This window comes from Nocardia sp. AB354, from assembly GCF_049538315.1.
GTDB lineage: Bacteria > Actinomycetota > Actinomycetes > Mycobacteriales > Mycobacteriaceae > Nocardia > Nocardia nova.
In genome coordinates this window covers 1-13747 of sequence record NZ_JBMVFU010000005.1, presented here as the reverse complement: position 1 = coordinate 13747, position 13747 = coordinate 1, and the positions used below count along the sequence as shown (strand labels likewise).

The window sequence follows — 13747 nt, the reverse complement described above, 5'->3', positions numbered from 1 at the left end:
TCGTCGCGCTCCCGCTACGATCGAGCTGTTCCGATACGTGCAGTGCTTCCGAGTTTCACCCGGTGGCGGCCGCCGGGCCGGACCGGCTTTCGTACGCCGCGCAGTCGACCACGAGGAGGATGTCCGTGACCACCGAGGAATCCGTGACCGAGCAGTCCGCGCCCGCCGGGCAGCCGGAGACCGCGACGGGACCGATCGTCGTCGCCGTGGACGGTTCACCGACCTCGCTGCAGGCCGTGGCATGGGCGGCCCGCGATGCGGCGCTGAGCGGATCACCGTTGCAGATCGTGCATTCGATCGCGATTCCGGCGAGCTTCGGCCCCGGCTTGGCCGCCGGCACCGCACAGCCGGATTGGCTGCGCACCGACGGTGAGCAGATCCTGACCCGCGCCACGGAGGTGGCTCGCGACATCGGCGGACCGGATCTCGATATCGACGCCGAACTGGGCTTGGAGTTGATCATCGGCGACATGCTGGTGCGATCGGAGACCGCCGGCAAGCTGGTCGCGGGCAGTCGCGGGCGGGGAGCGCTGCAACGCGGGCTGCTCGGGTCGGTCAGCTCGGCGTTGGTCCATCACGCGCGATGCCCGGTGGTGATCGTCAAATCGCATGCGGCCACCGACCCGGTCACGGCGCGGCGTCCGGTGCTGGTCGGTGTCGACGGCACCGAGAACAGCGAACCCGCCGTCGAGAACGCCTTCGCGGAGGCGCACCGGCGTGGTGTGGAGGTGGTGGCACTGCATTCGTGGAGCGACACCACCGGTCTCGACATCTCGATGTTCGGCTGGGATACCATCGTGCGCGCCGAACACACCATGCTCGCCGAGCGGCTCGCGCCGTGGCGCGAACGGTATCCCGATCTGCCGGTCACTCTGCAGGTGGTGCGCGACAACCCCGCGAAATCGCTTCTGGAGCAATCGGATTCGGCGCAACTGGTGGTGGTGGGCAGCCGCGGCCGGGGCGGATTCGCCGGGATGCTGCTCGGTTCGACCAGTGCGGCGCTGATCGGTTCGGTCGAATGCCCGATCATGGTGGTGCGCCGCTGAAGGCGCACCACGACGCCCCGACCACGAGGAGATGTCATGTGCGTCCCGACCACCTGCACGACCTGCGGTAAGACCACCTGGTCCGGCTGCGGCGCCCACATCGACGAGGTGCGCGCGACGGTGCCGGCCGACCGGTGGTGTGGTGGCCACACCGAACCGGCGCCGGCGAAGCGCTGGTGGCAGCGCGGCTGATTCAGTCCTCGGCGACGATCACGTGGACGTCGATGTTGCCACGCGTCGCATTGGAATACGGGCACACCTGGTGGGCCTTGTCGGCCAGCGCCTGAGCCTCCTCGCGGGGCAGGTGCGGCAGGGACACCTCCAAGGTCACCTCGAGGCCGAAGCCGCCGTCGTCGTTCGGGCCGATGCCGACCTTCGCGCCGACCGCGGAATCGCTGACATCGGCCTTTTCCTGCTTACCGACCAGACGCAGCGCGGAGTGGAAGCATGCGGCGTACCCGGCGGCGAAGAGCTGCTCCGGGTTGGTGCCCGCCCCGCTGCCGCCCATTTCCGGCGGCATGGCGAGGGCGACGTCGATCTTGCCGTCGGTGGTGCGGGCGTGGCCGTTGCGGCCGTCTCCGGTGGCCAGGGCCTCGGCGGTGTAGAGGATTGCCATATCGGTCATCGCTTTCTCTCGGTGGATGCGCCTGCGGCATCCGGTTCGGTGTTCAGCGCGGCAGTCAGCCGGGCGAGGGTTTCGCGCAATGTCACCAGCTCGTCCAATGACAGTCCGCCGCCGAAGGTGGCGGCCATGCGCGCCGGAATGTCGCACGCGCGTTCCCGCAGCGCGCTTCCGCGCTCGGTGAGCCGGATCTCGACCCGGCGTTCGTCGTCCGCGGCGCGCCGGCGCTCGACGAATCCGGCGGCCTCGAGGCGCTTCAACAGCGGTGAGAGCGTGCCGGAATCCAAAGCGAGGGCGGAGCAGAGATCGCCGACGCCGCGCCCGTCGCGCTCCCACAGCGCCAGCATGACCAGATACTGCGGATACGTCAGGCCCAGTGCGTCCAGCTGCGGCCGATAGCGGGCCGTCATCGCGCGGGAGGCGGCGTACAGCTGGAAGCACAGCTGCTGGTCGAGCGCCATCGGATCGGTCATGGCTACAAATGTAGGACGCAATAAAATTGCGCACAACCTAAATTGCATGTGTGCTGGATCACCGGTCGGGGGACGGTCGGCAGATCGGTCGACGCGCGTGGTCCGCCGCCGAGGCCCTAGGGCGGAACAGTGATACTCGATCTGAAGACCGTCTCAGACCGGAGGCGTGCTCATACCGAAATCGCCCGTGCGACCATTTCCGCGATCTCGTCGTCGCTCAGGGTGCTGCGCTCGACGAGTATGTGCGACAACACGGTGCGCACGATGATCTCGGCGGCCTGTTCCGGTGTCACCCGCAGCTCGTCGGCGCGCCGCAGGGACAGTAGTGGGGTCAGAAGCGTGGCGACGGTTTCGACGAGGTTGCGCTCGGCATCCACGTGCGTGACGGCGGCATTCAGCAGCCACTGCGGTTCGTGCGTGCGGATGTACCCGAACGCGGCGTGGCCCCGAAGGTAGCTCAGCGCGAAAAGCGTTGCCGTGCGGGTCAACTCGGGTGTCGGTGCCGTCATGTCGACGACCTGGTACGCGGCGGCGATCATGGCGCCGATCTCGCGCCGGACGAGGGCGGCCACCAGTCCGTCCTTGTCGCCGAACTCCCGGTAGGTGGTCGCGCGCGAGACGCCCGCGCGCCGCGCCACGTCGGTCAGCGTGAGGTCGGTCAGGCCGGATTCCGTCACGAGTTGCAGTGCGGCATCCATCAGTTCGGTCGCGGACCTGGTCACCGCCTCATTGTGCCCTCTCGCGCGCGTTGGTACGGACCGGCTGTTGTTTCCCCGACGTTCTGAGACTAATTTGTAGTTCAGTCTCACTGATTCCGACGAAGGTGGCTCGATGGCGAGAATTGGCGAACACGCGGTGGTCGTGGGGGCCGGCATGGGCGGTCTGCTCGCGGCCCGGGTACTGAGCGACCATTACGACCGCGTCACTGTCGTCGAGCGCGATGCGCTGCCCGACGGTCCGCAGGCGCGCAGGGGCGTGCCGCAGGGCCGGCATGTGCACGGGTTGCTGCCGCGTGGAAAGGATCTTCTCGAGGAGTTCTTCCCGGGATTCGAGGCGCAGATGCGCGCCGCCGGGGCGATCGACTGTGATGTGCTGGGGGAGGTCAACTTTCAGATGGCCGGGCGCACTCTCGCGCAGGTCTCCACCGGGTACCGCGGCCTTCAGGCCAGTCGTCCGCATGTGGAACACCATGTGCAACAACGTATTCGGTCGCTGCCCAATGTGGTCCTGCGCGATCGTACCGAGGTATCCGGCGTCACCACGAACCCGTCGGCGTCGCGCGTCACCGGCGTGACGGTGCACGACCCGGGCGGCGTGGACGGGCTGGCCGCTGACCTCGTGGTCGCCGCCACCGGACGCGGCGGCGTCGTCCCGGGCTGGCTGGCCGCCCTCGGCTATCCGCGACCGCGAGAAGAGGGCACCACCATCGACATCGTCTACCGCAGCGCCTTCGTCGAACTCGAGCCGGGCGCGCTGGGGACCGACAAGTCGTTGACCGTCGGCGTGCGAGAACTTCCGCCGCGCGCCCTGGCGCTGTTCGCGGTGGAAGGCCGGAATCGCTACGTACTCACCCTGATCGGGCACGCCGGCGAACAACCACCCGCGGATCCGGCGGCCTTCCTGGACTTCGCGGCGGCCCTCGCTCCGCCGGGCGTGCGTGCGGCGTTACGACGGGCCGAACTGCTCACCGATGTCGCCACCTTCCGCTACAAGGCCAACCTGCGCCGGCGCTACGAACGCCTCGACCGGTTCCCGTCCGGACTGCTCGCGGTCGGTGACGGCCTGTGCAGTTTCAGTCCCGTCTACGGACAGGGCATGACGATCGCGGCGATCCAGATGCGGGTGCTGCAACGCTGTCTCGCCGCGGGCGGCGACCGCGATCTCGCCCGCCGCTTCTACACCGCGGTGACACCCGACATCGATATCGCCTGGCAGCTCACCGTGATCGCCGACAGCGCGATGCCACATGTCGGCCCACACCCCGATCCGGCGATCCGTGCCGCGGTCGCGGCCCTCGACCCGGTTCTGGCCGCCGCGGAGCGCGATCCGGTCGTCGCCGCGACGCTCTATCGCGTGATGGGGCTGACGCAGCGGCCGGCGGCACTGTTTCGTCCCGATCTCGTCGCACGTATCGCGGTCGGCGCGGCGCGTGCGGCCGGCGCGGCGGCGGTGGCGGAGGCCGCACGCCGGGCCGGTCGAATCGGTGGCATCGCCGCTTCGCTGGGGCCGGCCCGATGCCTCCACGTCGTGAAACGGCGGTGACGCAACCTCAGGTGAGATCGAAACCGCCTGCCGGGTCGGCCCAGCGGGTGGCGTCGACCGCGGCGAGCAGGTCGGCCATCGCGCGCACGGCGGCGCGCATCGCGTCGACCGCGGTGATTTCCTCGGGGTCGGTGGTCCAGGTCATGATCGGCTCCTGACGGTTCAGCGGAGAGCGGTGGGGATCTCGGTGTGATGGGTGGTGCGGCGCTGGTAGGCGTCACCGGCGCGCAGGACGGTGGCCTCGTCGAAATGGTTGCCGGACAGCGACATCGACAGCGGCAGACCGTCGGCGGTCGTGCCGATCGGCAACGCGAGGGTGGGATTGCCGAGCGGGTTCCAGTACGGCGTGTGCAGACTCGACAGCACACCCATCGGTTGCCGCTGATCCAGATCGGCGATCGCGGGGGCGCCGAGGTGCCCGGTCGGTGTCACCACCAGATCCACCTTGCTCAGCAGTTCGGTCATCCGCTGCCGGCCGATGCGGCGAACCCTTTGGGCCTGAACATAATCCGGGCCGCTGACCGCATCGCCGCCCGCGAGGATGATGCGGGTGGCCCGGCCGTAGTCCGCCCAGCGTTCGCGCAGTGTGGTCCGGTGGTAGGCGTGTGCCTCCGCGAGCATGACCACGACGTCGACCGCGGTCAGCTCCCGGTACATCGGCACCTCCACGGGCACGATGCGGGCGCCCGCCTCGGCGAGCACGGCCACCGCGTCGGAAAATCGCTGTGGCTGAGCGGGATCGATACCGCCGTCGGCGAACCGGTCCAGGGTGTCCACGCCGATGGTCAGTCCGGTCAGATCGCCGATGAGCGCGCCGGGATAGTCGTCGACCGGCATGTGCGCACTGTAGGGATCGGCCGGGTCGTAGCCCGCCAGTACCGATAGCAGCAGGGCGCAGTCGGCGGCCGACCGAGCCATCGGGCCCGGATGGTCGAGGGTGTAGCCCAGCGGAACCACACCGGACTTCGGGACGCGGCCGAAAGTCGGTTTCAATCCGGTGATTCCGTTGAAGGCGGCCGGGATCCGGATACTGCCCGCGGTGTCGGTCCCGACGGCGCCGAGGAACATCCCGGCGGCCACGCCGCTGCCCGATCCCGAACTCGACCCGCCCGCCCAGCGGGACGAATCCCATGGATTACGCGGCACCGGAAAGGGTTTGGCCGGATCCGGGATGCCGATGGCGAATTCCATCGTGGTCACCTTGCCGGTGACGACGGCGCCCGCCTCCTCGAGCCGGCGGACCACCGCGCAATCGCCCTGGGCGGCGCCCCAGCCGGGATCGAGAACCAGGCTCTGCGCGGTGGTCGGTGCGGCGGAATGGGCGAGAATATCCTTGATTCCGATCGGGATTCCGGCCAGCGGCCCGACCGGAACGCCGGCGGCCAGCTTCTCGTCGATGCGCGCGGCCTGTGCGACGGCACGCTCGTCGAACCGCGACAGGTAGACACCGAGCGCCGCGTCGTGCGCGTCGGCGGCGGCGAGGGCCTGTTCGACCAGCCGGGTGGCGGTGGTCTCGCCGGAGCGCAGCGCGGCGGCGGCCTCGGTCAGGCCGGAGAGTACGGGTGGATCGGCGAGTGTCATGGTCGTCCTCACATCAGCGGGGCAGGGTGGCGGTCATGTCGAGGCGGGGGATGGCGCCGAGTTCGAGCTGCATCTCGGCGCGGCAGGAGCCCAGGGCGTAATCGACGGCGACTCCGTCGCGGGTGCGGATGGTCTGTTCCACCAGCAGCACCGGCTCACCGGGCAGGACGTGCAGCAGTGCCGCAGTGCAATCGTCGGCGCGCGCGGCTTGGACGCCGACGTCGCTGCCACCGACATCCACCCGGCCGCCGCGCAGCAGGCTGTAGAAGTCGTCGCCGAATGCGGCCTGGTCGATGCGCGCCGCCTCCGGCGCGCGCAGGTAATTGGTGAACACCGCGAGCGGGCGATCGTCGAGCAGCAGAACGTATTCGACGCACAGACAGTCGTCTCCGGGCCCGACGCCGGCCAAATGGGCGGCGATCACCGGCGGTGCCGGGATCCAGGCCCAATACAGCAGGCGAGGTGAGATCCGGCCCAGGGCCAGGTGGTGCTCGAGCGTCCGGCCCTCCGGCGGCAGCGCGCCGGAGACGACGTAGTGCTCACCGACCGCCACCGTCCCCACGCCGCGGCGTCGCTCGATCAGACCATCGGCGCGCAGCATGCTCAGCGCGGCGCGGACCACATCACGCGGGAGATGGTGGCGCGCCATCAATTCCGGCTCGCCGGGCAACCGCCCGGTGCCGAACGCCCCTGCCCGCAGATCGGCGCGCAGCAGATCCCGCAGCCGCCGGGCGGGCAGCTGCGCTGCGGCGGGCAGGATTTCGCGCATCTGATCGTCGAAGGCCCGGCGGTCGCGGGCGGTCCGATCGGAGTGGAGCTGTTCGGAGCGGTGGTGCATGCCGGTAGCGTGCAGAGAATCCGCGTTACGCGACAAGGGCTTGCGGTAAAGACCTGGTTACGCGGCCGGCCGGCCTGGACCGCACCGGCGTGACCAGCGGTTTCAGATGCGGCTGGACGGCATTTCGCGGTCGCGCCGCGCTATGCGATCCGGTCCGCGACATCGGCGCCGGGAGTTGTGCGGGGCGTGCGGCAGTGAGACCGAGCGCGCGACGTGTCCGATCCGTTCAAGACATCCCCGGCGCCTCGGGGTTGACTGCGTGCGGACAACGACGAGAACGGAGGTATCGGGGTGCGAGCACAGATCCACGCGATCACGCTGGGCGTGCGCGATCTGGAGGTGTCGCTGCGGTTCTACCGAGCGCTCGGACTGGAGTCACCGGGGATCATCGGAACCGAATTCCGGCCGGACGCGGAGAATCCCGGTGGGGCGGTGGTCATGTTCACGCTCGGCAACGGGGTGACGCTGGCGCTCTACGGGCGCGACGACCTGGCCAAGGACGCGAGTATCCCGCCGGAACGTATGCGCGGTTCCGCGATGAGTCTGGGCTGGTTCGTCGACAGTGACGCCGAGGCGGAACGAGTTCTGGAACTCGCCGGCGCGTCGGGCGGCACCGTGGTGCAGCCCGCGCGCACGCGGCCGTGGGGGATCTACGCCGGCTACTTCGCCGACCCCGACGGGCATCTGTGGGAAGTCGTGCACTTCGCCGAGTCCGGGGCCGCCGAGTCCGGAGCTGCCGCGTCCGGATCGGCCCAGTCCTGAGGGCCCGGGTGAGGGCCGAGCCCTGACCGGCCCGGCCCTGACCGGCGCAGCCCTGAGAGGCCCAGCCCCTGAGTTGCCGAGCCTCGCGTCGCCCCGCCGGGAGTCGGCGAGGCGATCGCTCACCCCTGCGCCGAGTCGCCGCCGTCCCGGTACAGCGCGGCGATGGCCGCGATATCGGCGCCGGGATTCGTTCGTGCCGCATCCTCGTAACGCTTGCGGACGATTTCCGCCAACGGTAGGTGGGCGCCCGCCTCCGCGGCGAGGTCGAAGGCGAGTCCCGCGTCCTTGGCGCCCAGGACGGTCGTCCACCATCCGTCCGGAGAGGCGGTGAGCACGGCATCGAAGCGGTTGGCCAGGGCGGGCGCGACGACCGGCGCGCCGGCGAGTAATTCGCGCAGCTGATCGTCGCCGAGTCCGCCGGATCGCCCCACGGCGAACGCCTCCGCCAGCGCCGCCACCCCGGTGATCAGCAGGAAGTTCGTGGTCACCTTGGCGGTCAGCGCATGGGCCGCCGAGTCGTAGTGGCGCACCCGCTCGGAGAGCGTGCCGAGCAGAGGTGCGAGCCGGTCCCGCAGCGGTGCGGGCCCACCGGCCAGCAGTGTCGCCTTCCCGGCTGTGACCGCGCCGGGCGCGCCCACGATCGGAAGGGCGAGGAACCGGTCACCGAAGGCGTCGGCGAGGGCGGCGCCCAATGCGGGGGAGACGGTCGAACAGTCGATATAGGGGGTCCCGGAGTCGAGGGATGTCTGCAGCTCGCCGAAGGCCACCGAGGTCACCGCCGCGTCGTCGGCGAGCGCGGTGAGGGCCGCGTCGACTCCCGACACGGCTGCCGCGACGGTGCGGGCCTCCGTCGCTCCGGCCGAAATCAGTTCGGCCGCTTTGCCTTCCGTGCGATTCCACACCGTCACCCGATGCTCGCCGTCGAGCAGGCGCCCGGCCACGGCGCGGCCCATCCGTCCCATGCCCAGTACCGCGATATGCACTGTTGCCTCCTCGTCTCGGTCCCGGCCGGCGCCCGACACCGACCCTGCCTTCCCACTGTCCCGCAGTGTGCAGCGGCGGTCGCGATCGCCCTCGGTGATAGGCGAATCGTACAAGTGACCAGGAATGCCGCTGCGGTAGTATCGCCCGTGGGCGACGCGAAGCGATTCTGCGCCAGCTGTTTTCGACGCTCTCCTCCGCTCCGGAGGAGTGTCGATGGGTTGGAGACCCCGAGTCGAGTTGTGATATAGATCACAATTGGGTCCCGGTACCGACTTTTGTGCTGAAAACCCTTTCCAACTGCTTTGCGTTGTCTTTACTATTAAGCGCGTTGTGCCGCTGCCGGGCTCGCACGTCCGGATGCGTCGCAGGCGCAACACATCTCGCGTTATCCGCTTCGCCCGCCCCCTCTCGATGCCAGTACATGTTCCACCGATGGACCGAACCGACACCGGTTCGGCGAAGGAGAAATATGTCCACCGACACCGACTCGGTCCGACGGACGTCACCTCGGAGCTTCTCGGTCGCTGTACGACATGATCTACCCGCCTCCGTGGTGGTTTTCCTCGTCGCGTTACCCCTGTCCATCGGTGTGGCCGTCGCCATGGGCGCGCCGGTCGCGGCGGGGCTGATCGCCGCTGTCGTCGGCGGTCTGGTCGCCGGGCTGTGTGGCGGTTCGGTCCTGCAGGTCAGCGGGCCCACCGCCAGCCTCACCGTCGTGGTGGCCGAGTCCATCCACCAGTTCGGCTGGGCGACAACCTGTTTCATCACCGTGTGTGCCGGTGCGCTGCAGGTGGTGTTCGGCCTGAGCCGCATCGCGCGCGCCGCGCTGGCCATCGCGCCGGTGGTGGTGCACGCCATGCTCGCCGGCATCGGCGTGGTGATCGCACTGCAGCAGTTGCATGTGCTGCTGGGCGGGCAGACGCTGAGCTCGTCGTGGGCGAGCATCGTGCAGCTGCCGCATCAGCTGACCGTGATGCACGCCGGGGACGCGCTGGTCGGCGGGGTGGTGATCGCGATCATGCTGGGCTGGCGCTATCTGCCCGGCCGAGTGCGGGCGGTCCCGGCGCCCCTGGCCGCGGTGGTCGCCGCGACCGCGCTCGCGATGGTGGTCCCCACCAGCGTGGAGCGCATCACCCTGCACGGCTCGCTGTTCGACGCGATGTCGTTACCGCAACTGCCGCACGGCAATTGGAGCGCCGTCGTGCTGACCGCGTTCACCATCGCGCTGATCGCCAGTGTGGAGACGCTGCTGTCCGCGGTGGCCGTCGACCGGTTGCGGCCGGAGTATCGCACCGACCTCGACCGCGAACTGCTCGGTCAGGGCGTGGCGAATATGACCTCCGGCATGCTCGGCGGCCTGCCCATCGCCGCGGTCATCGTCCGCAGCATCACCAACGCCAAGGCCGGCGCGCGAACCAAGGCCTCCACCATGCTCAGCGGCGTGTGGGTGCTGGTGTTCTCCGTCGCGCTGGTGGAGGTGGTGCGCCAGATTCCGAAGGCCGCCCTGGCCGGTTTGTTGATCGTCATCGGTATCGGGCTGGTGAAACTCGCGCACATCCGCCTCGCGCGCCGGGCCGGCGATCTGATCGTCTATGCAGCAACGGTTCTCGTCGTGATCTTCGGGAATCTGCTGCTGGGCATGCTGATCGGGCTGGTGCTCTCGTTCGCGCTGCTCATGTGGCGCGTGGTGCGGGTGGTGATCGTGGCCGCGCCGGTCGGGGACACCGGGCGCTGGCTGGTGACCGTGGACGGTTCGGCCACCTTCCTGGCTCTGCCGCGGCTCACCGCCCAGCTGGCGCAGATCCCCGAGGGGGTTCCGGTCACCGTCGAGATGACCGTCGACTTCATCGACCACGCCGCATCCGACGCCCTGCACGAATGGGCGCAGCGGCACGAAAGCCTGGGCGGCACAGTGCAATTCGTCGAACTCGGCGCCGTCCGGATCGCCGACCTCACCGCGGGCCCGCCCGCGCGCGGGCACGCCCGGCGCATGCTCGACGACGTTCTCGCGCCCTGGCGTCCCACCACCCGCTCCGACCGGATCGCCGCCGGGATCGCGGCCTACCACCGCGGCCACGCGCACATGATCCGGCCGCATCTGGACGAACTGCGACACACCCAGGATCCGGAATCGCTGTTCGTCACCTGCGCCGATTCCCGCATCGTGCCCAATGTGATCACCAACAGCGGCCCGGGCGACCTGTTCACCGTGCGCAATATCGGCAATCTGATCCCCGCCGACGGCCGCGACACCTCGGTCGAGGCCGCGCTGGTCTACGCGCTGAACAAACTCGACGTGCGCTCGATCGTCGTCTGCGGGCATTCCGGCTGCGGTGCCATGGACGCGCTGCACCACGGTCTGCACACCGACTCGGGTCTCGACGACTGGCTCGCGCACGGACGCCCGGCGCTCGAGCGCTTCCGGGCGGGGCATCCGGTCGCGGCGGCGGCCGCGGCCGCCGGCTACGGCGAGGTCGACCAGCTGGGCATGGTGAACGTGGCCGTGCAGATCGAAACATTGTCCGCCCATCCCGTCGTGCGTCGCGGGATCGAGGCCCGCGGTGTGGTGCTGTCGGGACTGTTCTTCGATATCGCCACCGCCCGCGTGCTCGCGATCACGCCCGACGGTATCGCCGACATCGACGACCTCCGGCACCCGGTGCCGGTCCCGGTTTCCTGAAAGGAGCATTCCCAGTTTTGGCAATTCCACGGGTGGAAAACGCGCGCTGAGCGGGCGCACAGTGGTGCCGGTGCAGGTCACAGCTCCAGGGCGTGAGGGCCGTCACATCGAATCGGGAACGTGTGCGAGGCTAAATATCCTTTTCTAAGGCTTTGCTTAGTCTTTACTATTAGGGTTGCCCTCGCTTCCGGCTCACTGCTGGACAACGAAGTCTCGCAGCTGAATTCGATGCCTGGAGAACATGTTCGACCGACCGGACCGCCGCGGCGGCTCCGGTGAAGGAGCAATATGTCCACCGACACCGTCGCTACGTCCAGACCCTCGGCCCCGCCGGGCCCCAGCTGGTCGGACCGGATGAACTCGGTCCTTCGACACGATCTGCCCGCTTCCGTCGTCGTCTTTCTCGTCGCTCTGCCGCTCTCGATCGGCATCGCGGTCGCCACCGGCGCTCCGGTCGCGGCCGGACTCATCGCCGCCGCCGTCGGCGGCATCGTAGTGGGAACTCTGGGGGGCTCCGTCCTGCAGGTCAGCGGCCCGGCCGCCGGACTGACCGTGGTCATGGCCGAGACCATCAATCAATTCGGCTGGAAGACAACCTGTTTCATCACCGTCGGCGCCGGCCTGCTGCAGATCGTGTTCGGTCTGAGCCGGATCGCGCGCGCCGCGCTCGCCATCGCCCCGGTCGTCGTCCACGCCATGCTCGCCGGCATCGGCATCACGATCGCCTTGCAGCAGGTTCATGTCCTGCTCGGCGGATCGTCGCAGAGCTCGGCGTGGGAAAACGTCACCGAATTACCGAATCAGCTGCTGCACCTCAGCGGTATCGACGTCGTGATCGGCGGTCTGGTCATCGCGATCATGCTCGGCTGGCGCTACGTGCCGGCCAAGATCCGGGTGGTGCCCGGACCGCTGGTGGCGATCGTGGTCGCCACCGCGCTGTCGCTGGTGCTGCCCGGAGACCCCGCCCGCATCACGATGAGCGGTTCGCTGTTCGACGCCATCGGCCTGCCGAGCATGCCCAGCGGAGACTGGAGCGGCGTCGCACTCGCGGTGCTGACCGTGGCCCTGATCGCCAGCGTGGAGAGCCTGTTGTCGGCGGTCGCCGTCGACAAGATGCACACCGGCCCGCGGACCAACTTCGACCGTGAGCTCATGGCCCAGGGCGCGGCCAACGTGACCTCGGGCATGATCGGCGGCCTGCCGGTCACCGGCGTGATCGTGCGCAGTGCGACCAATGTGACCGCCGGTGCGCGTAGCCGGGCCTCGGCGCTGCTGCACGGCGTCTGGGTGCTGCTGTTCTCGATCGCCCTGGTGGGTGTCGTCGAGCAGATCCCGAAATCGGCCCTGGCCGGACTGCTGGTGATGATCGGTATCCAGCTGGTGAAGCTCGCGCACATCAAGATCGCCCACCGCACCGGTGAACTGGTGATCTACGCGGTGACCATCGCCGCGGTGGTGTTCCTGAACCTGCTCGAGGGTGTGCTGATCGGCCTGGTCGTCGCCTTCGCCCTGCTGCTGTGGCGCGTGGTGCGCGTCTCGGTCGAGGCCGCTCCGGTCGAGGGAACCGACCGGTGGCTGGTGAGCGTGGACGGCACCTGCACCTTCCTGGCCCTGCCGAAGCTGACCGGGCAGCTGGCCAAGGTGCCGGCCGGCGCCGACGTCCTGGTGGAGCTGACGGTCGACTTCCTCGACCACGCGGCCTACGACGCCATCCACTCCTGGGCGCAGCAGCACGAAAGTACCGGCGGCACCGTGGAATTCGTCGAGATCGGAACGGTGCGGATGGCCGATGCCGCAGAGCGCCCGCCGCGGCGCGCCCGGGCCCGCGGGCTGCTCGACGACGTCCTGGGACCGTGGCGTTCCGAGGGTGGCAATCCGGTCGCCGCCGGTGTCGCCGCCTACCATCGCAGCCACGCGCACGTGATGCGGCCGCATCTGGACGAACTGCGCGACGGGCAGGACCCGGATTCCTTCTTCCTCACCTGCTCGGACTCGCGGATCGTGCCGAATGTGATCACCAACAGCGGCCCGGGTGACCTGTTCACCGTCCGCAATATCGGCAATCTGATCCCGGCGCGCGGCACCGACGTGTCGGTGGACGCCGCGCTCGGCTTCGCGCTGCACAACCTGTCGGTGCGCAACGTCGTGGTGTGCGGACATTCCGGCTGCGGTGCGATGAACGCTCTGCTGTCCGACCGGTCCGCGGGCCCCGATATCGACGATTGGCTGGCCCACGGCGCCGCGGCCCTGCAGCGCTACCGAGCCGGCCATCCGGTGGCGGCGGCCGCCGCGGCCGCCGGGTACGGCCCGGCCGACCAGCTGAGCATGGTCAACGTCGCGGTCCAGCTCGAGACGCTGCGGGAGCATCCGGTCGTCGCCTGGGCCGTCGAGGAGCGCGGCGTTGCGCTTTCGGGCCTGTTCTTCGATATCGGAACCGCACGGGTCCTCGAGGTCACCACCACCGGCATCGCCGAGATCACCGATGCCGAGCGACCCGGA

Annotated in this window: 13 protein-coding genes; 6 read left to right on the top strand and 7 right to left on the bottom strand. The window is 69.3% G+C overall.

Annotated elements, in window-relative coordinates; translation table 11 throughout:
• Positions 1 to 125: 125 nt before the first annotated feature.
• Both ACPCUW_RS08850 and ACPCUW_RS08845 read left to right on the top strand, forming a co-directional pair.
• A complete protein-coding gene (locus ACPCUW_RS08850) occupies positions 126 to 1046 on the top strand; it encodes a universal stress protein (protein ID WP_423424273.1) in 921 nt (306 codons plus the stop codon).
• 36 nt (positions 1047 to 1082) lie between these two features.
• On the top strand, positions 1083 to 1238 hold the full coding sequence (locus ACPCUW_RS08845; RefSeq protein ID WP_169812423.1) for a hypothetical protein: 156 nt from the start codon (positions 1083 to 1085) through the stop codon (positions 1236 to 1238).
• A gap of 1 nt (position 1239) precedes the next feature.
• Here the strand turns inward: ACPCUW_RS08845 and ACPCUW_RS08840 are convergent, their stop codons facing one another.
• From ACPCUW_RS08840 to ACPCUW_RS08830, 3 genes are all read right to left on the bottom strand, one after another.
• Positions 1240 to 1662: an organic hydroperoxide resistance protein gene (locus ACPCUW_RS08840; protein WP_423424489.1), complete on the bottom strand. Its 423-nt coding sequence runs from the start codon at positions 1660 to 1662 to the stop codon at positions 1240 to 1242.
• A 5-nt stretch (positions 1663 to 1667) separates the two neighbouring features.
• Positions 1668 to 2141 carry a MarR family winged helix-turn-helix transcriptional regulator gene (locus ACPCUW_RS08835; protein ID WP_063015579.1) on the bottom strand — a complete coding sequence of 158 codons (474 nt, stop codon included), beginning with the start codon at positions 2139 to 2141 and terminating at the stop codon, positions 1668 to 1670.
• Positions 2142 to 2311: 170 nt separating this feature from the next.
• A complete protein-coding gene (locus ACPCUW_RS08830; protein WP_423424272.1) occupies positions 2312 to 2863 on the bottom strand; it encodes a TetR/AcrR family transcriptional regulator in 552 nt (183 codons plus the stop codon).
• Between the two features lie 109 nt (positions 2864 to 2972).
• On the opposite strand from ACPCUW_RS08830, the gene ACPCUW_RS08825 reads away from it, so the two are divergent.
• Positions 2973 to 4403: an FAD-dependent oxidoreductase gene (locus ACPCUW_RS08825; protein WP_423424271.1), complete on the top strand. Its 1431-nt coding sequence runs from the start codon at positions 2973 to 2975 to the stop codon at positions 4401 to 4403.
• A gap of 7 nt (positions 4404 to 4410) precedes the next feature.
• Here the strand turns inward: ACPCUW_RS08825 and ACPCUW_RS08820 are convergent, their stop codons facing one another.
• The 3 genes from ACPCUW_RS08820 to ACPCUW_RS08810 are packed head-to-tail and all read right to left on the bottom strand — an operon-like array spanning position 4411 to position 6822.
• Positions 4411 to 4548 carry a hypothetical protein gene (locus ACPCUW_RS08820; protein WP_156511386.1) on the bottom strand — a complete coding sequence of 46 codons (138 nt, stop codon included), beginning with the start codon at positions 4546 to 4548 and terminating at the stop codon, positions 4411 to 4413.
• A gap of 17 nt (positions 4549 to 4565) precedes the next feature.
• On the bottom strand, positions 4566 to 5984 hold the full coding sequence (locus tag ACPCUW_RS08815) for an amidase (RefSeq protein WP_423424270.1): 1419 nt from the start codon (positions 5982 to 5984) through the stop codon (positions 4566 to 4568).
• A 13-nt stretch (positions 5985 to 5997) separates the two neighbouring features.
• A complete protein-coding gene (locus tag ACPCUW_RS08810) occupies positions 5998 to 6822 on the bottom strand; it encodes a GntR family transcriptional regulator (protein ID WP_423424269.1) in 825 nt (274 codons plus the stop codon).
• Positions 6823 to 7113: 291 nt separating this feature from the next.
• On the opposite strand from ACPCUW_RS08810, the gene ACPCUW_RS08805 reads away from it, so the two are divergent.
• Complete coding sequence (locus ACPCUW_RS08805) at positions 7114 to 7584, top strand: VOC family protein (RefSeq protein WP_423424268.1); 471 nt, start codon at positions 7114 to 7116, stop codon at positions 7582 to 7584.
• A 119-nt stretch (positions 7585 to 7703) separates the two neighbouring features.
• Here ACPCUW_RS08805 and ACPCUW_RS08800 read toward each other — a convergent pair whose 3' ends face one another.
• Complete coding sequence (locus tag ACPCUW_RS08800; RefSeq protein WP_423424267.1) at positions 7704 to 8567, bottom strand: NAD(P)-dependent oxidoreductase; 864 nt, start codon at positions 8565 to 8567, stop codon at positions 7704 to 7706.
• Positions 8568 to 9037: 470 nt separating this feature from the next.
• Between ACPCUW_RS08800 and ACPCUW_RS08795 the strand changes: the two genes are divergently transcribed.
• Both ACPCUW_RS08795 and ACPCUW_RS08790 read left to right on the top strand, forming a co-directional pair.
• Entirely contained in the window at positions 9038 to 11248 is a 2211-nt protein-coding gene (locus tag ACPCUW_RS08795) for a SulP family inorganic anion transporter (protein WP_423424266.1), read from the top strand.
• Between the two features lie 288 nt (positions 11249 to 11536).
• The coding region (locus ACPCUW_RS08790; protein ID WP_423424265.1) for a SulP family inorganic anion transporter at positions 11537 to 13747 on the top strand (2211 nt) is incomplete at its 3' end.

What these genes read in the sequence shown, in the direction of transcription:
- ACPCUW_RS08845 (WP_169812423.1), top strand. Translation starts at nt 1,083, where the DNA reads ATGTGCGTCCCGACCACCTGCACGACCTGCGGTAAGACCACCTGGTCC.
- ACPCUW_RS08840 (WP_423424489.1), bottom strand. Translation starts at nt 1,662, where the DNA reads ATGGCAATCCTCTACACCGCCGAGGCCCTGGCCACCGGAGACGGCCGC.
- ACPCUW_RS08835 (WP_063015579.1), bottom strand. Translation starts at nt 2,141, where the DNA reads ATGACCGATCCGATGGCGCTCGACCAGCAGCTGTGCTTCCAGCTGTAC.
- ACPCUW_RS08825 (WP_423424271.1), top strand. Translation starts at nt 2,973, where the DNA reads ATGGCGAGAATTGGCGAACACGCGGTGGTCGTGGGGGCCGGCATGGGC.
- ACPCUW_RS08820 (WP_156511386.1), bottom strand. Translation starts at nt 4,548, where the DNA reads ATGACCTGGACCACCGACCCCGAGGAAATCACCGCGGTCGACGCGATG.
- ACPCUW_RS08815 (WP_423424270.1), bottom strand. Translation starts at nt 5,984, where the DNA reads ATGACACTCGCCGATCCACCCGTACTCTCCGGCCTGACCGAGGCCGCC.
- ACPCUW_RS08810 (WP_423424269.1), bottom strand. Translation starts at nt 6,822, where the DNA reads ATGCACCACCGCTCCGAACAGCTCCACTCCGATCGGACCGCCCGCGAC.
- ACPCUW_RS08795 (WP_423424266.1), top strand. Translation starts at nt 9,038, where the DNA reads ATGTCCACCGACACCGACTCGGTCCGACGGACGTCACCTCGGAGCTTC.